The sequence below is a fragment of the Pseudoalteromonas sp. S1727 genome, assembly GCF_005886375.1.
Lineage (GTDB): Bacteria > Pseudomonadota > Gammaproteobacteria > Enterobacterales > Alteromonadaceae > Pseudoalteromonas > Pseudoalteromonas haloplanktis.
This window is the reverse complement of the sequence record NZ_PNDT01000088.1, coordinates 26,158-46,869: the sequence shown is the minus strand read 5'-3', so window position 1 is coordinate 46,869 and position 20,712 is coordinate 26,158. Positions and strand designations below refer to the sequence as shown.

The 20,712-nt window shown below is 41.7% G+C and carries 17 protein-coding genes; 8 read left to right on the top strand and 9 right to left on the bottom strand.

Features of this window, described 5'->3' with window-relative positions; genetic code table 11:
* Positions 1–14: 14 nt before the first annotated feature.
* From CWB85_RS17420 to CWB85_RS17410, 3 genes are read right to left on the bottom strand one after another with little or no spacing between them, the layout of a single operon-like run.
* The gene (locus CWB85_RS17420; protein ID WP_138555559.1) at positions 15–1,979 is read right to left on the bottom strand and encodes an LTA synthase family protein; all 1,965 of its coding nucleotides are present in this window, start codon (positions 1,977–1,979) and stop codon (positions 15–17) included.
* Positions 1,970–2,344 (bottom strand): diacylglycerol kinase, encoded by a 375-nt coding sequence (locus tag CWB85_RS17415; RefSeq protein WP_016709589.1) that lies wholly within the window; start codon positions 2,342–2,344, stop codon positions 1,970–1,972. Before CWB85_RS17415 ends, CWB85_RS17420 begins: the two co-directional genes overlap by 10 nt.
* The gene (locus CWB85_RS17410) at positions 2,337–4,010 is read right to left on the bottom strand and encodes a phosphoethanolamine transferase (protein WP_138555558.1); all 1,674 of its coding nucleotides are present in this window, start codon (positions 4,008–4,010) and stop codon (positions 2,337–2,339) included. The genes CWB85_RS17415 and CWB85_RS17410 overlap by 8 nt, the downstream gene beginning before the upstream one ends.
* 551 nt (positions 4,011–4,561) lie before the next feature.
* Here CWB85_RS17410 and ilvG point away from each other — a divergent pair.
* The 7 genes from ilvG (at position 4,562) to can (ending at position 13,079) form a co-directional block, all read left to right on the top strand.
* On the top strand, positions 4,562–6,211 hold the full coding sequence (gene ilvG, locus CWB85_RS17405) for an acetolactate synthase 2 catalytic subunit (RefSeq protein ID WP_016709587.1): 1,650 nt from the start codon (positions 4,562–4,564) through the stop codon (positions 6,209–6,211).
* Positions 6,208–6,453 (top strand): acetolactate synthase 2 small subunit, encoded by a 246-nt coding sequence (ilvM, locus tag CWB85_RS17400; protein WP_138555557.1) that lies wholly within the window; start codon positions 6,208–6,210, stop codon positions 6,451–6,453. The genes ilvG and ilvM overlap by 4 nt, the downstream gene beginning before the upstream one ends.
* Before the next feature lie 110 nt (positions 6,454–6,563).
* Positions 6,564–8,420, top strand: a complete 1,857-nt coding sequence (gene ilvD / locus CWB85_RS17395; RefSeq protein WP_016709585.1) for a dihydroxy-acid dehydratase — start codon at positions 6,564–6,566, stop codon at positions 8,418–8,420.
* 2 nt (positions 8,421–8,422) lie between these two features.
* Positions 8,423–9,973 (top strand): threonine ammonia-lyase, biosynthetic, encoded by a 1,551-nt coding sequence (ilvA, locus tag CWB85_RS17390; RefSeq protein ID WP_138555556.1) that lies wholly within the window; start codon positions 8,423–8,425, stop codon positions 9,971–9,973.
* A 169-nt stretch (positions 9,974–10,142) separates the two neighbouring features.
* On the top strand, positions 10,143–11,192 hold the full coding sequence (locus CWB85_RS17385) for an ABC transporter substrate-binding protein (protein WP_016709583.1): 1,050 nt from the start codon (positions 10,143–10,145) through the stop codon (positions 11,190–11,192).
* A 31-nt stretch (positions 11,193–11,223) separates the two neighbouring features.
* Positions 11,224–12,420 carry a methyltransferase gene (locus tag CWB85_RS17380; protein ID WP_016709582.1) on the top strand — a complete coding sequence of 399 codons (1,197 nt, stop codon included), beginning with the start codon at positions 11,224–11,226 and terminating at the stop codon, positions 12,418–12,420.
* Entirely contained in the window at positions 12,417–13,079 is a 663-nt protein-coding gene (gene can / locus CWB85_RS17375) for a carbonate dehydratase (RefSeq protein ID WP_016709581.1), read from the top strand. The genes CWB85_RS17380 and can overlap by 4 nt, the downstream gene beginning before the upstream one ends.
* Positions 13,080–13,146: 67 nt before the next feature.
* On the opposite strand, the gene CWB85_RS17370 is transcribed toward can, so the two are convergent.
* The 4 genes from CWB85_RS17370 to ubiK all read right to left on the bottom strand — a co-directional run bounded on the left by CWB85_RS17370 (position 13,147) and on the right by ubiK (position 15,336).
* On the bottom strand, positions 13,147–13,941 hold the full coding sequence (locus CWB85_RS17370; protein WP_138555555.1) for a helix-turn-helix transcriptional regulator: 795 nt from the start codon (positions 13,939–13,941) through the stop codon (positions 13,147–13,149).
* A 13-nt stretch (positions 13,942–13,954) separates the two neighbouring features.
* Complete coding sequence (map, locus tag CWB85_RS17365) at positions 13,955–14,740, bottom strand: type I methionyl aminopeptidase (protein ID WP_138555554.1); 786 nt, start codon at positions 14,738–14,740, stop codon at positions 13,955–13,957.
* Positions 14,733–14,939, bottom strand: coding sequence for a ParD-like family protein (locus CWB85_RS17360; RefSeq protein WP_016709578.1), 207 nt, complete (start codon positions 14,937–14,939; stop codon positions 14,733–14,735). The genes map and CWB85_RS17360 overlap by 8 nt, the downstream gene beginning before the upstream one ends.
* A gap of 127 nt (positions 14,940–15,066) precedes the next feature.
* Positions 15,067–15,336 carry a ubiquinone biosynthesis accessory factor UbiK gene (gene ubiK, locus CWB85_RS17355; protein ID WP_016709577.1) on the bottom strand — a complete coding sequence of 90 codons (270 nt, stop codon included), beginning with the start codon at positions 15,334–15,336 and terminating at the stop codon, positions 15,067–15,069.
* Between the two features lie 112 nt (positions 15,337–15,448).
* Here ubiK and rep point away from each other — a divergent pair, with 112 nt between their 5' ends.
* Positions 15,449–17,467 carry a DNA helicase Rep gene (gene rep / locus CWB85_RS17350; RefSeq protein ID WP_138555553.1) on the top strand — a complete coding sequence of 673 codons (2,019 nt, stop codon included), beginning with the start codon at positions 15,449–15,451 and terminating at the stop codon, positions 17,465–17,467.
* Positions 17,468–17,478: 11 nt separating this feature from the next.
* On the opposite strand, the gene CWB85_RS17345 is transcribed toward rep, so the two are convergent.
* Both CWB85_RS17345 and CWB85_RS17340 read right to left on the bottom strand, forming a co-directional pair.
* Positions 17,479–20,049: a bifunctional diguanylate cyclase/phosphodiesterase gene (locus CWB85_RS17345; RefSeq protein WP_138555552.1), complete on the bottom strand. Its 2,571-nt coding sequence runs from the start codon at positions 20,047–20,049 to the stop codon at positions 17,479–17,481.
* A gap of 193 nt (positions 20,050–20,242) precedes the next feature.
* Positions 20,243–20,635 carry a c-type cytochrome gene (locus tag CWB85_RS17340; protein ID WP_016709574.1) on the bottom strand — a complete coding sequence of 131 codons (393 nt, stop codon included), beginning with the start codon at positions 20,633–20,635 and terminating at the stop codon, positions 20,243–20,245.
* Between the last annotated feature and the right edge of the window lie 77 nt (positions 20,636–20,712).

Below are 20,712 nucleotides of genomic sequence, written 5' to 3'. Positions count from 1 at the left end.
GCAAGGCTTAAAGATTAATGATACCAGCCTTTTTGATAGGCTAAGTTACCAAAGTTTGCATGAGCAAGAGCTTGTTTTACTAGTTGTTGATCATTACTAATGGGGACTAATTTACTCTCACTATAAAGATAAGACGTCGCGGGTTTGTGTGGTTGTAAAATAACCACTTTATTACCTTGAGGGTGATGCTTTGTTATATAGGCAAAGTTTTTATCATATTGCATCATCGCACGTTGTTCATTGTTGGCGATGGCTTGTGAAAGGTCGCGGCCTATCATTGGATGCTCACCACTGGCGCCAATTAACGACAATAACGTGGCTGGAATATCAAGCTGGCTGGCTAGCTGGTGATCGCGCTTTGCTGCAATACCTTTACCAAAGATCACCGCAGGGATACGAAAGTGGTCAATAGGCACTAAACTGGCGCCGGAAACCCGTGAATCGTGATCGGCAATGACTATAAATACAGTATCCTCCCAGTAGGTTGATTTTTTGGCTTTTTCAATAAATGTACCCAGTGCATAATCTGCGTATTTAGCGGCATTATTACGGGTTTGTTTGTCATTGTCGTAGAGTGAAATTTTATTATCAGGAAATTCATAAGGGCTATGATTTGAACTTGAGAACACTAAGCTGAAAAAAGGCTTACCTTGCTGTTGTAGCTTAGTCAGCTCTATATCTGCTTGTGTGTATAGATCTTCATCGGATGCACCCCATGAGCCATTAAAGTCAATGTTGGCAAAATCATCACTATCAACAATTTGCTCAAAACCATTGCCTAAAAAGAAGCTTTGCATGTTATCGAAGTGACTTTCACCGCCATAAATAAATTGGGTATGGTAGTTTTGCTTAGCAAGAAAATCAGCGATAGTAAAAAAGTCACGTTGTGATTTATCAAGTTTTACGACTGCACGTGAAGGGGTCGGCGTAAATCCGGTAATAACAGCCTCTATGCCTCGTACTGAGCGGGTGCCCGTTGCATATAAGTTATCAAATCCCCAACCTTGCTGGTAAAGTTTATCTATATTTGGAGTTAAAGGTAAGCCGCCTAACGTACCCACGTAACGTGCGCCTAAACTTTCTTGTAGTATGATCACTAAGTTTTTAGGTTTACCTTGGTACGCAGCTTGATGAAAAGTATTTGTTGGTGCGTTGCTATTGTTAAAGTCAGCTTGTTGATTTTGCATGCTTTTACGTACTTCTGTGAGTAATTGCTCTTCTGCCATCGTGCCATAAAAGTCTTGACTGGATTGTTCATTACTGAGCTGTTTAATTGCAAAGGCCACGCTGTAAAGCGAATTGAGGCTCAGGTCATTAAGTAAGTGATCGGTCGAAAATGCCACCATAGCGGGATTTAAAGGGCGATGACCAATAGAGTTACGTGCGCCTAGAGTCGTTAAACATAATAGTAAGATGACCACTACCGTATGCTTTAGTGTCGATAATTGAGCGCGGTTTTGCCATTGTGAAGCAAATATTATTGCAGCTGCTTTTATAGCTAATACCAGCAACAACAGTGAGCAGACTATCTCTGTTTTATAGCCTGAAAAAATCATCTTTGAGACTTCTTTAGGGTAAATTAAATACTCTATAAACAACCTATTAGGACGCAAATCATATTCATTAATGAAGGTTGGCGTTATCACTTCAAAAAAGACCAGTAGCGCGGTCATTAGTAACAGGTAGTACTTAATGATGTTGCGAGTCATGTATTGCTTACTCAGTGCTGAAGCGACAATAATAAGCAGTAAAGCAGGCATTAAAATATAACTTAAGGTTGCGATATCAACACGCAGTCCGCCAACAAAAATATTAAGCCAAGCATGAGAGCTAAATACGCGCTCACCTTGCCAAACACATAGGCCAAAGCGAGCTAAGGTTAGTGTTGTTAACGATAAGCCAAAAAATGTTAGTAATATCCAGTAGGGACCCAGCTTACTTGGTAGGTGATTTAGGTTAAGTTTCTGTGTTATGCCCATAAGATTGCCCACCAAATAAGTGTGCTGATCAGCATGGCAATAAACACACTGGCAGAGGCTATATCTTTTGCTAAACCTGATAACTCATGATGCTCAGTACCAATACGATCAACCACCACTTCAACGGCGGTATTCACTAACTCGGCAAATAATATAAACAACAAGCTGGCAATTAAAAGTAGCTTATTGCTGGTGGCTATCTCCTGCATCCAAGCAAACGCACCTAGCAATAGAAATAATGCGAGTTCTTGTTGAAATGCAGCTTCAAAGCGGGTCATCCACTTTAAGCCATTAAAAGTGTGGCGTAAGGTAAATATAAGGCGCATTAGTCCTTGGCGTTTGAGTACTGTTTTCGCATTATTCATGGTTGCTTACCGCTTTGTTATTAAGAGTGTTACAGGTGTTTAGCAAATCTAATTGGGCTTCATAGGTGCTGGTTTTAAGGCCAATAAAATTTGACAAAGTGTGAAATAAAATATCGTGTGAATACGCTGGCTGTGAGTCGAGTGAACGTAAACAGTTTTGGCTGATGCGTTGGTTGTTTTTCCCTACCCAAATATACAAAGGCACGTGGGTTTGCTCTGCTGGCGCAAAGCTGTACGGGAAGCCGTGTAAGTAAGCGCCATTTTCGCCCAGTGATTCACCATGGTCTGAAACATAAATAAAGTTTTTATCAATACTGTTAGGGAGTTCGCTTAGTTGTTGTAAAACTTGGCTGTTGACGTAGTCACTGTAGGCAATGCTGTTGTCGTAGGTATTAACCAGTTGCTCGTTAGTGCAATTTTGAATATCACTACGATCGCAAGTAGGAGTAAATAGCCTAAAGTCATCAGGATAGCGCTGAAAGTAAGTCGGGCCATGGGAGCCCATCATATGCAATACAATCACAGTATTTGCTTGGCTCAAATTTGCTAGTTTACGTCTAAGTGGCGCGAGTAATGCTTCGTCATAGCAAGGTTGCTGGGTGCAAAGCGAATCATCAGGAGTGAGAGTGGTTATGCGGTTACAGACATTTTTACAACCACTGTTATTGTCTATCCATAGTACATCTACACCAGCCGTTGCGGCGATATCCAGTATGTTTTGTTGGTTATCTGCTTCACTTCGCGAAAAGTTCGTATGCTGTTGCTGCGAAAACATACAAGGCACAGACACTGCGGTTGCGGTGCCACACGAGGCGACATTATTCATGTATGTGACATTGAAGGGGCGACTGTAACGGTTGGTGTCACGTGCATAACCTTGGTATGCAAAATTAGCAGCTCGAGCTGTTTCACCTACCACAATCACCGTGACTTGTGTTTGTGCTGGGGTAATAAGTGTTGGTGTGGGATCGAGTATTTTAAATGGCTCTTTTGTCACTAACCATTGATCACGCAGGTATTTGTAGCCACTGCTTAAATACTGAAATGGAATTAACTCTTTTTTTAAGAGCTGATTATTACGTCCTGTTGCTGCGTAGTCAGCATAAAAGCTCAATACAATCACTGCGATTAAAGCAAGGCAACCAAGTACCAACTTACTACGACTCAGTAGCTCTTGTGTAACAGGACTAAATCGCACATTTGTTTTAATCAAAATTAGTAACGGTAGAAGGGCAAATAAGGTAAAAAACAGCATAAATTGCGGGTTGAGATAACTGACGGCTTCTTGGCTATCGGTCTCAAAGGTGTTTTGGATCATTGAGTAATCAAATACCACACCGTAATTTAAGGTGCCGTATAAAGCGGCACAAGAACACAGTAATAAAATGTAACTAACGGGTTTGAGCAACCAGCGGCTCGATAGCAAAGAGAAAAAAATAATTAATAAGCACAGTAACAACAACGGTACTGACAGCAAAAACAACCAAGAGAAAGCTGGTAGGGTGGTAATGGCTGTAAAAGCACCTTGCATGAAAGGAATATTAATCACTAAGCAGTAGTAGCTTGCGAGTGCAATAATAAATACGTTGGCACTACAGGTAATGTAAAAACGTTTGTTAATACCCGTGCGGAAAAATTGACTGACGACCATAAATTCACAACTCATATATAATTCAATGGCGAGATGGTAGAAGCCAATACTTAAGAAATACTGAGGAGTAACTGGGCATTTCCTGAGTGAAACGATTTAAAAAGAATAATTTAATTACGAGTTCGTCAAAAATTAATCAAACCGCTATTTGGTTATAAGGAGGTATGAAATATCAAATGTTTCGCATATGAGAAAAATTAATCTATTTATGTGTCTATGTTGGATTTTTATGCCTTTAAAGGTCGGTGTTTACATGAATATTGGATTGATTTTAAGGTTGACTTAACCCTCCCATCGCGGTACTAATAGAAAAAGACGGCGGGGAGGTAAAAGTTCCTCGTGCGAACAAACAAATTTTGGTATCGATTACATGCTTATAAATGCACTAAACCTAGTCCTAATTAACGTCGTGGTAATTATTATTACCGCGGGGGCTTGTTAGTGCTTTAAAAAAGAGAAGCATTGAAAAAGCCCCCCGCACTTAACAGTCCGGGGGGCTTTTTAGTTTCAGGGTTTAGAATGGGTAATTAAGTTTAGACATGTCACTGAGGAATGAGGATTTATTAATGACAGGCGCAGAGTTAACAATTGATTTATTAGCCAAACACGGCGTAAATGAAGTTTTTGGCTACCCAGGTGGAGCCATAATGCCAATTTACGATGCGCTGTATGGCGCGCCGGTTAAGCATTACCTTACTCGTCATGAACAAGGTGCAGGATTTGCGGCGGTTGGTTTTGCGCGTAGCACGGGTAAACTTGGGGTCTGTTTTGCAACTTCAGGGCCTGGTGCAACTAACTTAATCACTGCGCTTGCTGATGCGATGATGGATTCAGTGCCATTACTAGCAATCACTGGGCAAGTACCTACTGCAGCAATCGGCTCTGATGCGTTTCAAGAAATCGATGTATTGGGTATGTCATTGTCGTGTACTAAACACAGTTATATGGTTGAGCGCCCTGAAGATTTAGCGGAAATATTACAAGAAGCCATGCACTTAGCACAATCAGGCCGTCCAGGCCCTGTATTGGTTGATATCCCAAAAGACATTCAAATGGCGCAAGTCCCCTTTCACCCTTGGCTGGCAGGAGATGATTACTTACCCGAGTTAGATTCAAATCAAGTGGCGATAGCCAACCAATTACTTAGTGAAGCGAAGCGCCCAGTTGCTTACGTAGGTGGTGGCGTACAGGCGGCAGATGCGCAAAAGCAGTTAATGCAGTTTTTAGAAAAAACTCACATGCCAGCAGTATCAACACTAAAAGCCTTAGGTAGTGTATTGCCTGATTACGAATTTAATTTAGGTATGTTAGGGATGCACGGCGGACAAGCCGCAAATTTAGCAGTACAAGAGTGCGATGTATTAGTATGTATCGGTGCACGCTTTGATGATCGGGTAACGGGTAACTTAAGTAAGTTTGCAGCCAAAGCAAAAGTAATCCATTTAGATATAGATGCAGCAGAAGTCGGTAAACGTAAACCAGCTAAAGCGTCGTTAATTGCGGATTTAAAAACCTCATTGCCACAACTTTCGTGTTTTGTTACTGAGCAGGCGTGGTTAGATCACACTAAAGCAATGATGGAACAACATGCGTGGCGCTATGACTACCCGGGTGAAAAAGTATTTGCTCCGTATTTATTAAACCAACTTAGTCAACGTATGCCAAGTAATGGTGTTGTTTGCTGTGATGTAGGTCAGCATCAAATGTGGGTGGCACAGCACATGAAGTTTAGTCACCCAAGTAACCACTTAAGCAGTGGTGGAGCCGGCACGATGGGCTTTGGCCTACCAGCAGCAATTGGCGCACAGGTAGCACGTCCTAATGATTTTGTGATCACCGTTTCAGGTGATGGTTCAATCATGATGAACATTCAAGAGTTAGCAACGATACGCCGTAACAATTTACCGGTAAAAATATTAATTTTAGATAACCAACGTTTAGGTATGGTTCGCCAGTGGCAAGAGTTGTTTTTTGAAGGGCGTTATTCTGAAACTGATTTATCAGATAACCCCGATTTTGTGCAGTTAGCAGCTGTATTTGGTATTCCGGGACAAACTATTACCCGTGCTGATCAAGTCGATGATGCGATCGCAGCATTAGTAAACAGTGATGGTCCTTATATAGTGCATGCCTGTATTGACGATAAAGAAAATGTCTGGCCGTTAGTACCGCCAGGTGCAGCCAACGATGAAATGATGACGGAGAGTGCAAAATGAAACACAGTTTAACAGTCGCCTTAAAAAACCAGAGTGTTGCCGTTGAGCGCTTTTTACGCGTAGTTCGCCATCGTGGTTTTGATTTAACCCATTTTCAGCTCAATATGGATAATGGCCACTATCACGTAGCGATGACTGTCGATAGTGATAAACCTATCTATCTTTTAACGACACAACTGAATAAGCTAGTAGACGTAAAGCATGTAACGTTACAAAATAATTTACAGCAGCAAGCCGTTTAAGCAGCTGCTCAACATAATCAACAGGGCTGTGGGTTTTTCCTATAGCAATAAAATTTTAAGAATGAGGATGTCAGCAACTGATAAAGGTGCTGCAAAACACTGAGGTAACTATGGCTAAATTAAGAAGTGCAACAACAACAGAAGGTCGAAAGCGCGCAGGCGCACGTGCATTATGGCGTGCAACAGGAATGACAGATACTGATTTTGGTAAACCAATTATTGCAGTTGTAAACTCGTTCACGCAATTTGTACCTGGTCATGTTCATCTTAATCAACTCAGTGAATTAATGGCCGAAACCATTACCCAAGCTGGTGGTGTACCAAAAGAATTTAATACTATTGCCATTGATGATGGCATTGCAATGGGTCACGGCGGCATGTTGTACTCATTGCCATCGCGCGACTTAATCGCGGACTCGGTTGAATACATGGTTAATGGCCACTGTGCCGATGCGATGATCTGTATTTCTAACTGCGACAAAATCACCCCAGGGATGATGCTTGCCGCACTGCGTTTAAACATTCCCGTTATTTTTGTATCGGGTGGTCCGATGGAGGCTGGTAAAACTAAGCTTGCTAATATCGATATTAAACTTGATTTAGTTGATGCCATGGTCAAAGGCGCCGATACCTCAGTGAGTGATGCCGACTCAGAGCAGGTTGAGCGTTCTGCATGTCCTACATGTGGCTCATGCTCAGGTATGTTTACCGCTAACTCAATGAACTGTCTATTAGAAGCGATAGGTTTGGCCTTGCCGGGTAATGGTACTACCCTTGCTACTCATAAAGACCGTAAACAACTGTATGTTGAAGCGGGTGCACGTATTGTTGATCTTTGCCGTGAGTATTATCAAAAAGATAATCAAGATGTATTGCCTCGTGCCATTGCTAACAAAACAGCGTTTATGAACTCAATGGTGGTCGATATTGCAATGGGTGGTTCATCAAATACCGTATTGCATTTGTTGGCGGCCGCGCAAGAAGCCGGTGTTGATTTTGATATGTCGCACATCGATGAGTTATCTCGTAAAACCCCATTTTTATGTAAAGTTGCCCCTGCAACCGCGCAATATCATATTGAAGATGTACACCGTGCTGGTGGCATGATGGCAATAATACGGGAGCTGGGTAAAGCAGGCTTAGTTGATTTATCTGTAAATCATGTGGCCGGTATGACCATGGCTGAGTTGGTTAAAAAATGGGATGCAACGGATCCTAATAATGAAGCCGCGCAAAAGTTCTACCGTGCTGGCCCAGCAGGTATTCGTACCACAAAAGCAATGAGCCAAGAATGTCGCTGGGATGAAGGCGATAATGACCGTGAAAATGGTTGTATTCGCAGTGTTGAGCACGCATTCCGTCAAGATGGTGGCTTAGCGGTACTATCAGGTAACTTAGCTGTGGATGGCTGTATCGTAAAAAGTGCTGGTGTAGTTGATGAAATGCTGCATTTTGAAGGCACCGCTGTGGTATATGAATCACAAGATGATTCAGTAGAAGGCATTTTGAATGATGAAGTGAAAGCCGGTGACGTTGTCGTTATTCGTTATGAAGGTCCAAAAGGTGGCCCTGGTATGCAAGAAATGCTTTACCCAACCAGTTACTTAAAATCAAAAGGTTTGGCTGAAAAATGCGCCTTGATCACTGATGGCCGTTTCTCTGGTGGTACATCTGGTTTATCAATTGGTCACGTGTCACCAGAAGCCGCCAGTGGTGGTGCGATTGCGTACGTTGAAAATGGCGATAAAATTATTATCGACATTGCGACTCGTGAAATCACCTTAGCGTTAACAGATGAAGAACTTGAAGCACGTAAGCAAAAACAACTTGCTCGTGGTAAGCAGGCATATAAGCCGCTTAATCGTGATCGTTATGTATCTTCTGCGTTAAAAGCGTATGCGCTACTTGCAACCAGTGCCGATAAAGGCGCGGTTCGTGATTTAGCCAAACTGGAGGAGCTTAGCTAATTATGGTTTCTCAAGAGCTCGATTATTTTCGCGCTATTATCCAAGCTAATATGGAACCACTGGCAAAAGTGACTGAGGTTAGCGAAATGGCTGAACTCAGTGCTCGCCTTGGTAATCAAGTATGGCTAAAGCGAGAAGATCAACAACCCGTTTATTCATTTAAACTACGTGGTGCATATAACAAACTAGCAAAATTACCTAAGGGCTCGGTGGTGATCACCGCATCTGCGGGTAATCATGCACAAGGTGTGGCGCTTAGTGCGTCACATCTGGGCCATCAAGCAACCATTGTGATGCCAGTCACGACTCCTGAGATCAAAGTTAACGCTGTGCGTGCGTTAGGTGGTGAAGTTGTATTACATGGCCATCATTTTGATGCTGCTAAAGCGCATGCGCTAGCTCTTACAGAGCAGCGTAATGGCGTATTTGTTCCGCCGTTTGACGATCCTGATGTGATTGTAGGCCAAGGTACTGTTGCTCGTGAATTAATGCAGCAGCTTAATCAACTTGATGCGGTGTTTATTCCTGTTGGCGGCGGTGGCTTGCTGGCTGGTATGGCTGTGTATATCAAATCTTTACGGCCTGATATTAAAGTGATTGGCGTTGAAGCCGACGAAAGTGCTTGTTTACAAGCGGCTCTAGAAGCGGGTAAGCCTGTTGAACTCGAACGAGTTGGCAGTTTTGCCGACGGGGTAGCGGTAAAAATTATCGGTGAAGAAACTTTTCGTTTAGCGCAAAAGTTTTGTGATGAAGTGGTGACTGTCACGGGCGATGAGATCTGCGCTGCAATGCAAGATATTTTTGTCTCAACCCGTGCTATCGCAGAGCCATCCGGTGCACTTGCAACTGCTGGGCTGAAAAAGTGGAGCCAACAAACCGGTCATAAAGGCCTGCATTTGGCGGCTATACTATCAGGCGCAAATTTAAATTTTGATCGCCTGCGTTATGTAGCTGAACGTACTGCACTGGGGGAGAAAAACGAAGCATTATTTGCAGTGACCATTAATGAAGAGAAAGGCAGCTTTAAACAGTTTTGTGCCTCATTAGGCGGCCGTGCAATTACTGAGTTTAACTACCGTTATGCTGGTCCCGGTGAAGCACAAATTTTTGTGGGTATTGCCTTGCGTCAAGGCCAGCAAGAATTAGATGAGTTGAAAGCGGACTTGACTACCAATGGCTATCAATTTTGTGACTTATCAGATAACGAACTGGCTAAATTACATGTACGATATATGGTTGGTGGTAAAGCGCCAGAGCAGCTCCATGAGCGCTTATTACGCTTTGAGTTTCCTGAATATCCAGGTGCATTAGCGCGCTTTTTAGATACGTTAGGCAGCAATTGGAATATTACGCTGTTTCATTATCGCAACCATGGTGGGTCTATGGGGAATGTATTAGCCGGTTTTGCTATTGAGCCAACTCAATATGAGGTATTTAACGAGCATCTAAACCGTTTGGGTTACAGTGTACAAGATGAAACACAAAACCCGTGTTTTACCCAGTTTTTAACAACTCAAGCACCTATAGATAGAGCTAAAGCCGCTAATAATTAAATAGATTGCCAAACTAGCCTAAGATACGAATTCAGCATTTTGCGCTAGTTTGGCTATAAGTACCTAAATTGAATTGTTTTTTCAATCCAGTTGATATGCAAAAGGCTTGGGTTAATCGAATATTTTATCTATAGTTAGGTTAATATAATTAAACTAATTAGAGCATGCTTTGCTATTTAAAGGACTGAAATTTAAGTTATCCGCTGCATTGATTATTTTTTGCGGACAAAGCAGTGCAACGACTGATATCACTTTACAACTAAAGTGGACCCATCAATTTCAATTTGCTGGTTATTATATGGCCCAGCAACAAGGCTTTTACCAAGCAGCTGGGTTAAATGTAACAATTTTACCTGCCGATCCTGATAACCCAGATACTTTTTCTAATGTGCTGTCAGGCCAAGCACAGTTTGGTGTGGCGCATTCGGGTATTTTACAGCAGCGCATTGCGGGTAAACCGCTAGTAGCAATGGCGGCTATATTACAGTTTTCGCCTTATTGTTGGATGGTAAAAAAAAGCTCTGATATTTTTCATCCTCGAGACTTTGCTGATAAACGTATTAGTAGTATTAGCCGTAAAGAAAATGCTGAATTACTGGTGATGTTAGAACGCAGTGGTATCCAAACAGATGATTTACCAGCTTATGCAGGGGATAGCAGTAGTGAAGATTGGTTAGCAGGCGCCATTGATGCGATGCAAGTATATGTGACGAATGAACCGTATACGATGCGTGAGCAAGGTATAGATCATAGGCTTATTTGTCCGCAGAAATATGGGATTAATGTTTACAGTGACATTCTTTACACGACTGAAAATATGCTCAGGCAGCACCCACAAGAGGTAGAGGCTTTCTATCAAGCCAGTTTAAAGGGATGGCGCTATGCCATGATGCATATGGATGAAGCAATTGCATTAACCCAGCATCAATACGCACCTGATAGAAGTTTTGCTCAACTCGCTTATGAAGCTGAAGTGTTGAGTGATTATATTTTACCTGCAGGGACGAACCTAGGCGCAATGTCGATCGCGAAATGGCGTTTGATTGCTGACTTATACGCAATAGAGCAAAGCGCTTTTAATCAAGCGCAAGATGGCTTTATTTATCAGTATGCTGAGCCCGAAAAAATTAATATGTCTTGGATGCTAATAGCCGCAATTATAATTAGTTTGTTATCCATTCCACTTTATTTACGCTTGATGCTAAGAAAAAGCGTATAATGCTTAAACGAATAGACCATCACAAAATCACATGAACCTTGCTGAGCAGTTTACAGCCTTAGATAATTTATTACACGACACTCGCCAATATTGGCAATGCACCGCGTTCGATTTTGATCAATTGCCATGGCCTGAACTAGAGCAAGCCTTGACGGCTTTGGATGATCAACAGGTTGCAGATCTCGATAGTGATCAGCCTGCACTGTATCAATTTATTAGCCCGTATGTTCCCGTCATTAACGATTTAGCTGCGTTGTGTGAGCTACCTCAAGCCTTAGTGACTCGCACCGAGTATCCATTTTGGATCAGCAATGGTATTAAGGGTCGCAAATTCACGCAGCTGCAAGACTTTGTTGCTTCACTCGGGCAAGCTCCTACTTTACCTGTTCTAGAATGGTGCGCAGGGAAAGGTCATTTAGGGCGTATGTTGGCCTATAATCAAGCACCAGAAGTTCACAGTATAGAACTACAACAGCATTTATGTGAGCAAGGTCAGCACAGTGCCCAGCAACAAGGGCTGGCTATGCGCTTTAGCCAAGCTGATGTGCTGGTTGATGAAGTTACAGGGTATTTTAAGCCGCGCCAACATGCGGTAGCACTGCATGCATGCGGGGCATTACATCAAACCTTTATGAATTGTGCCGTAAGCGCGCAAACACAAAAAATTAGCTTGTCGCCGTGTTGTTATCATTTATTTACCGACAATGATTATCAAGCAATGAGCGAGCTTGCTCGTCTTAGTAAGCTAAAGTTAACTCACCGTGATTTAAAGTTAGCCTTGCAAGAGACCGTAACGGCGCCCTCACGGGTTGATAAAATACGTAGAACCGAAGTGCAGTGGCGGTTAGGTTTTGATGCCCTTAGAAAGACACTGACTGGGGAGCAGCATTACGTTAGCGTGCCTTCAGTTAACAAGGCGATTTTTTCAGATTCATTTAAAGCTTTTTGTGCATGGGCTGCAAACAAAAAATCATTGAGTTTACCGCAATACATTGATTATGATTACTTTTTGGCTAAAGGGGAAATGCGCAAAAAAGTAACTGAGCGTATTGAACTGGTCCGTCATGTGTTTAGAAGGGCAATTGAAGTTTGGCTTGTGCTCGATCGTGCTTTATATTTGCAACAACAAGGTTATCAAGTCACTGTGCAGACGTTTTGCGAAAAACACTTAACGCCGCGCAATATTTTGATTCAAGCCACCGTCAAAGATAGAAAAGAGATGTCATGAGAAAGTTAAAAAATTTATTCGAAAATAATAAACGTTGGGCTGAACGCACGTGTAAAGATGATCCAGAATTTTTTAAAATTCTGTCAATGCAACAAAATCCAGAGTACTTGTGGATTGGTTGTTCAGACTCTCGGGTACCTGCCAATGAAATTGTTGATTTAATGCCTGGTGAGTTATTTGTTCATCGTAATGTAGCTAATGTAGTGGTGCATACCGACCACAACTGTTTGTCAGTGATGCAGTACGCTGTTGAAGTGCTAAAGGTAAAGCACATTATGGTGGTAGGTCACTATGGCTGTGGCGGCGTGCAGGCGGTGCTTAACGATGCTAAGTTTGGTTTAATTGATAACTGGCTACGTCATGTCGGTGATGTAAAAGAAAAATACATTGCAAAAATAGATGCTCTAGCTGAGAAAGACCGCCTTAATAGCTTGATTGAACTTAATGTTATTGAGCAAGTGCGCAATGTTTGCCGTACTAATATTGTTCAAGAAGCTTGGTTGCGAGGCCAAGATCTGACCATTCATGGTTGGGTTTATGGTTTAGCGAATGGTCACTTAAATGATTTAGAGTCCGTTGTGACCTGTGCCGATGAAGTAACTGATACTTATAAGAGTGCGGCATTGAAAGTATTTGATCGCTACGTTGGAGCGCTGTAGCGCCATTGCTTTGTTAGCAAGCAAGCTAGCTATATATGCTAGCTTTGCTAGGCAAGTAAATTCAGCACTATTTTGATGCTTTTCGCTTACGATATTGCAGGGGTGTTTCAAAAGTAAAACTGTGAAAGGCGTGACAAAAGTGAGCGTGATCATAGTAACCACATTGTAATGCAATATCAGTCATTGATATTTGGCTATCAGCGAGTAAGGTACGCGCGCTTTTGAGGCGATAAAACTGCTGTAATTGAGCTGGACTCACCCCCGCTTCTTTTTTTAAACGACGTTCAAGTGTTCGCCGAGTAAGCCCTAGTTGCTTACTTACAACGGTTGTGCAGTCATTAAGTTGTACCAGTTGCTTAATGACTTTTAGGGTGTTGTTGGCAACCAACTGCTTACTCATTGCTTGGGTTAGTAACCATTGTTCAAGAAAGAACAGTAGGCTTGTCAATGGGCTATTTTGCATTCTCTCAACACAGGCTAGTAAACTGCTATACCAGCTTGGCGTAAAATCGTGGCCTAGTAAGTAATCTTTTTCAGCTAGTTCGTGTAAGGATATTCCTAATAAGTGATATGCGCCGCAAGGTGCGAAGCGAACGCTTAGTAAAGAATCTAAAGTACTGAAGGTTTTAGCCTGAGTATGACGATTAAATGCGAATGTAATTACAGGCGTGGTAAGGCTTAAATCAATTGTTAGACTTGCACCTGCATCAGGGTAGCGTTTTTCTTTAAATAACTGCGCTGTTTGCGTATTTTTAAAGCCTATTTTCCAATAGCATTGCACCCAATCAGCTAAGCGCTGATCGGGTGCAAATGTTTGAAAGTTTAAATGAGGTAATGGATCATTTAACAATAAAATGGCCATATATTTAGCCTGCTTACTTAGTGCTTATCGTGTTTTCTTCGGCGCGTAAGGTGAGCACTTCATAGCCATCTGCGGTGACGGCAATCGTATGCTCCCACTGAGCAGAGAGCTTTTTATCGCGAGTAACGACAGTCCAACCATCGGGTTTGGTTTTTATTTTTGCCGCACCTTGGTTGATCATAGGTTCAATGGTAAAGGTCATGCCCTCTTTTAGTTGCACGCCAGTATTGCGCTTACCATAGTGCAAAACTTGTGGCTCTTCATGCATTTGCTCGCCGATACCATGGCCACAATATTCACGGACTACGCTATAACCATTACTATGAGCAAAGTTTGCGATGGCATTGCCAATATCGCCTAGCCTAATTCCAGGTTTAACCATCTTGATACCTTGCCACATCGCTTCATAAGTTTTATCAACCAAGCGCTTTGCCAGCGGGGATACTTCACCAAGCATATACATTTTGCTGGAATCGGCAATGTAACCGTTTTTTTCAAGCGTAATATCAATATTGACTATATCACCAGACTTTAATACTCGTTTAGGATCAGGAAAACCATGGCACACCACTTCATTAACCGAACTGTTTAATACATAAGGGTAATCGTATTGACCTTTACTTGCTGGGCGCGAGGCAAGGTTGTCGACAATATAGCGTTCCACTAAATCATTAATTTCCATGGTGGTGATCCCAGGGATCACTAAGGGATCTAAGTAAGCAAATACCTTGGCAAGTAAACGGCCCGATTCTCGCATAAGCGCTATTTGCTCAGGGGTTTTAATAATTATGTCACTCATGTCTGGACTCCCCAGTACTTACATCAGCTTGCGCAAGTTGTTGCTTGATAATTTCAGCATAGGTCATGGTTGGGTTTAATTCGGCTAACATACCGATTTTTATCCAGTATTCAGATTGTGAGTTGATTGAACGCACCATAGTGGTACTGGCTTTGCGTATTTCTTCGTGGAGCTGGTCGCTAATTTTTACGATACCCATAACACTGCCTATATATAAAACGTATATGAATCGTATATACATGTGCCTGTGATTGCAAGTTTACTGTTTTATAGGTAATAAAAAAGCAGCTAATGTAGCTGCTTTATAATGATCTGTTTGTAATCACTTATTGTGCATCATCGCTATTTTTAGCAACCAATTGTTGCTCAAGTAGCGCGACTTTAGCTTCAAGCTCAGTGAGTTTTTCACGGGTGCGGATCAATACTTGGCTTTGTACATCAAACTCTTCGCGGCTGACGAAATCCATCTCAGCAAGTTTGTTTTGAATGGCCTGTTTGGTTTTTGCTTCAAAGGTATCGGCAAGGTTTTTAACACCTTGTGGCATATTACTTGAAATCTGTTTGGCAATTTCTTCAATTTTTGCTGGGTTGATCATATTCTTCCCTTACTGTCACTAAAATGATAATAGCTAATATTACCTTATTGGCTAGGCGTATTGTAGTGATTACGTTAAAATTGCCCGTCTTTATGCAATCTCTTTGGTCAATATGAAACTCAATCCTAAACAAGATGAAGCGGTAAAATACATTAGTGGGCCATGCTTAGTATTGGCTGGAGCGGGATCTGGAAAAACTCGTGTAATTACTAATAAAATCGCTTACTTAGTGCAAAAATGTGAGTACCAAGCGCGAAATATTGCAGCTGTGACCTTTACTAACAAAGCGGCTAAAGAGATGCGTGAGCGGGTGATGCAAACGTTAGGTAAGCAAGAATCAAAAGGTTTATGGGTTTCAACTTTTCATACCTTAGGGCTTGAGATCATTAAAAAAGAACTTACAACGCTGGGCTTTAAACCGGGTTTTTCGTTATTTGATGATCAAGACACCAATCAGTTATTAGGTGACTTAACGGAAGAAGAATTAAAGAAAGACAAAGATCTACTCAATCTACTGAAAATGCAAATAGGCAGTTGGAAGAACGAATTAATTCTACCAGAGCAAGCCATTCGTGAGGCCCGTGAACCACAAAAAGCTTTATTTGCGCAATTATATGCTCGTTATCAAATTCAGCTACGTGCTTACAATGCACTCGATTTTGATGATTTGATCATGATCCCGACTATTTTACTCACCACCAATGCTACCTCTCGCGAGCGTTGGCAGCAGCGGTTTCGCTATTTACTGGTGGATGAATATCAAGATACCAATACCAGCCAATATCAATTAGTTAAGTTGCTTGTAGGTGAACGCGCTCGCTTTACTGTGGTAGGCGATGACGACCAATCAATTTATTCATGGCGTGGGGCACGACCGCAAAACTTAGTGTTGTTGAGTAAGGATTTTCCGGGCTTACGATTGATTAAGCTTGAGCAAAACTACCGCAGTGCTGGGCGAATTCTAAAAGCAGCCAATATTTTGATCGCCAACAACCCCCATGAGTTTGAGAAAAAGCTATTTAGTGAACTCGGTTATGGCGAGCCGATCAAAGTGATTGGCTGTCGTGATGAAGAACACGAATCAGAGCGTGTGGTTGCAGAGATCATCTCGCATAAGTTTATGAAGCGCACTAGCTATAAAGACTACGCTATTTTGTACCGTGGTAATCATCAAGCCCGAGGCTTTGAAAAATCACTAATGAGCAACCGTATTCCGTATAAAATTAGTGGTGGTACCTCGTTTTTCTCTCGTTCTGAAATCAAAGACATCATGGCGTATTTACGCTTACTAGTGAATCAAGATGACGATAATGCGTTTTTACGTATCGTAAATACGCCGCGCCGTGAGATTGGCACAGTGACGCTTGAAAAACTGGGAACCTTGGCGAATGAAAAACATGCTAGTTTATTTGCCACCTGTTTTGATAATGACTTAGGCTATCGCTTAAAAGGGCGAGGGTTAAATTCGCTAGCGGGCTTTGCTCGCTGGGTGGTTGAACTGTCGGACAATGCAGTGCGTGGTGATACGCTTGAAGCCGTAAAAGATTTAGTAAGACAAATCAATTATGAAGCATACTTGTACGAATCATCGCCCAGCGCTAAAGCAGCCGAAATGCGGATGAAAAATGTTTCAGAGTTATATCGCTGGATCACTGATATGCTCACAGGAGACGCGGATAATCCACCGCTGACGCTAGCGGAAGTGGTTAGTAAGTTAACCCTACGTGACATGCTAGAGCGCAATGAAGAAGAAGACGAAAGCGATGCAGTACAATTACTTACCTTACATGCATCAAAAGGTTTAGAATATCCTTATGTGTTTATGGTGGGCATGGAAGAAGGGTTATTGCCACATCAGGTCAGTATTGATGAAGATAACGTTGATGAAGAGCGCCGCTTAGCCTATGTAGGCATTACCCGCGCGCAGCAAGAGCTGACCATGACCTATGCGAAAATTCGTCGCCAATTTGGCGAAACATCGCAAACCGAGTTGAGCCGGTTTGTCCAAGAATTACCCCAAGATGATTTGGCCTTTGAAAATAAAAAAGCACCGAATACCCAAGCCGAGCGAATGGAAAAAGGTCAAGCAAGAGTTGCTAATTTACGCGCGATGTTGAAAAAGCCAGAGTAACTGAATTACGCTTAATTTAATAATTGCTCGGTAGCAGGCGCAGATGTTGCAGTGGGGCTATTAATGGCATGCTGCTTACCTATGAATAGCATTAGCCCATGGCTGTCGAGCAAGGCTCTATAATTGAGGATTGAAGGGCCTTTTGCGATCACTTTAACTTGTTTTATTTTAGTAATTGCGAGTATGCCTTGCAGTTGTAAATCAAAGCTTTTTTGTTGTAGCACTCGTTTACTAAAAGTGGAACTAAGTAGTAAATAATCAAAATTAAGCTCGCAAAGTAAATTAAGTTCGCAACGATCTTTGGCAAAATCATTTAAACCAATTGAATAACCTAGCTCAATGAGCATTTTCAAATTACTAATTTGCACAGCGGAAGCGTAACGGATCTCTTGCTCATTAAATAATAAACAAATTTGTTTTTTTATACTCTGACTTTGCATCGTTTGACACAATGCTTGAAACTCAATTTTCTCAAGTAATAGACCAGAGCATGGAAATAACACCTTATCCAATTGCGCTGCCTGGATCTGTTGGCAGGCTTTGGTTAATAATTGTAGTTCAACCTCGAGTTGCTGTGCTTTATCTGCGGCAAACTTCTTTAAGATTTCAAAACTAGTGCTACCAAGTACAGGATGCTCGCCGAATGCTTCAAGTAAAGATTCCGATTGATGCTGTTCATCGAGGGTGATGATTTCAGAGCAGCGAAAGTGCATTGGTAAAGAATCTAAGTGATGGCTACTCTCTAACTCATAAGTACTCGTGCCTGCACTGAGTAAGGGGTGATAAAACTCAAAGCGGCTGCGGCCTGCATTTTTGGCGTAATACATAGCGGCATCTGCATCACGAATAATTTCATCAGTATGCTTATAGCTTGTTTTAGAGTAGGTAATGCCGACACTTGCACCACTTTGTACACAAATACCTTTCATGCAAAATGGTTTTTTCATCAGTTCTATTATGCGTTTAGCTACATCTTCTGCTTGCTGGCGATCGGTTAAGTGAGTTAATAAAATTACAAATTCATCGCCACCTAAGCGAGCAAGTAAATCATGCTCACGAATGCACTGCGAAAACGACTCGCTAACACCAATTAAAAACTGATCCCCCGCTTGATGTCCTAATTGATCGTTAATATCCTTAAATTTATCTAAATCGATAAACAGTACGGCAAACTGCTGCTCAGGGTAGCGTTGATAATGCTGTAAGGTTTTTTCTAGCTGAGTTAAGAATAAACTACGGTTAGGTAATCCGGTGAGCGGATCATGATGGGCATCATGGTATAGCTGTTGTTCTATTTTCTTACGCTCTTCAATTTGCATTTGTAAATGCATATTGGTTTGACGAATTTCTTTGGTTTTTTCTGCGACTCTATGTTCTAACTGTTGATGACTCTGTTTTAAGGCTTGGGCTGCTAAATGAGCCTGCAAAACAGTGGCGATCTGATGTGAAACGAAGGTAATAAGTTCAAAATCGTCTTGGTCAAAAACATGTTTATTATTATATGCTTGGCAGGTTATTAGGCCAATAACACCTTGCGCAGTTTTAAGTGGTGCTCCCAGCCAACTGGTTGCTGAATGTAAGTCAGTGCAAGGCTCTGGGCGTTCTACTTCGCCAGATTTTAGAAGCTTCTCGGCACGAGCAGAGTCGATTAATTGGGTTTGCTCGGTACGAAGTACCAGTTCGCTGTAACCTTTAGCAAAAGGGCGCGGCTTGGTGTTTTCGTTAAATTCATCTACACAATAGGGGAAGTTTAACCAGCCGGTTTCTCGGTCGTACAAAGCAATATATAAGTTTTTAGCGTAAGTTATTGATTTTATTATTTCATGTACTTGTAAGTAGACTTCATCAATGTGCTTAGTTTGTGTTGCTAATTCTGAGATTTTAAATAGAATTTGCTGCCGTGCGAGGGTTTTTTTATGCTGCTCTACTTCAAGGTTAAGTGCTTCATTACTTTGCGTTAAAGCGCGGGTTCTTATTTTTACTTCTGATTCCAGCAGTTCACGCTTTTTAACCCGCTCGATAGCTGTCGATAAATATAAAGACATCACTTCCAGAAGTTCAATTTGTTGCTCAGAGTAACACTGTTCTTTATCGTAGCTTTGTGCGACTAGCACTCCGATAATGCGCTTCTCTCGATATACAGGTACACCCACCCAGTGTTCTGCGGGTGTGCCAAGTACTTTGAATAATCCTTTATCCGCAGCGGCTTGCATTTCTTCACCTTGGAAGTAGGTGGTTTTGCCTTGTTTAAACACATAGCCAGTAACGCCTTGAATAAAATTGTGATCTTGATTAAGAGGCACCGAAATACCATCTTTTTCATCAGCAAAATAAGAAAGCTCCAATGTGTTACTAAATTGATTTAATAGCACCACGTAAAAGCTTTTGCTAGGCACATAATCTTGCAAAATATTGTGGATTGCAGGGTACAGTAGTGTTAATTCGGCAACAGAGCTGGCTTGCTCTGATAATTGGATCAGGGCATTTTGTAAGTGGTGGGATTGCTTATATTTTTGGACTAAAGCTTTTAAACGATTATTCTTATGCTCTAGTTTATGTAATAAAGCCGCTTTATCTTCCAATGACAGTAACCGATTTTTATTATTGTATATTTATTGGGCTTATATTTTCACTTTTTAGGCGAATCGTCAAGCGGACAATAGTATTAGAAAGTGATAATAATAAATAGTGATAAAGGTAGGGGATGCTTTATTTTTATAATAAAAAAGGCTGATTTAAATCAGCCTTTATAAAAATACAGTACAGTATTAAGTATTAATTTTTGCTCATGAACTCAATGGCGGCTTGTAGCTCATCATCAGAACAATCCATACATGTGCCTTTTGGCGGCATTGCATTAAAGCCATTAATAGCATGATTTAAAAGTGTATCAGCACCTTTAGCTAAGCGTGGAGCCCAATCATCAGCTGATTTTGGAGCACCAAGTGCGCCAGTACCATGACATGCAAAACATGCAGCTTGGTAAACTTGTTCACCAGTGCGAGGACCTGTTGGCACTTCAGCAACGGCTGCTTTATCGCCTTCAAAGTAAACGGCACCAACTGGTGCGATACGTTTTTTGATCGCATCTTCAGTCATAGAGTTATCATATGGCTGTGCGTATGCGGTGGTTGCTAGCAATAATAATGCAGCTGATAGTTTTTTCATTTTGCCTTGCTCACTTCGATTTGAACGTGATCAATCACGATAGATGACGGAATTTAGAACGATTATAACGCTTAGCC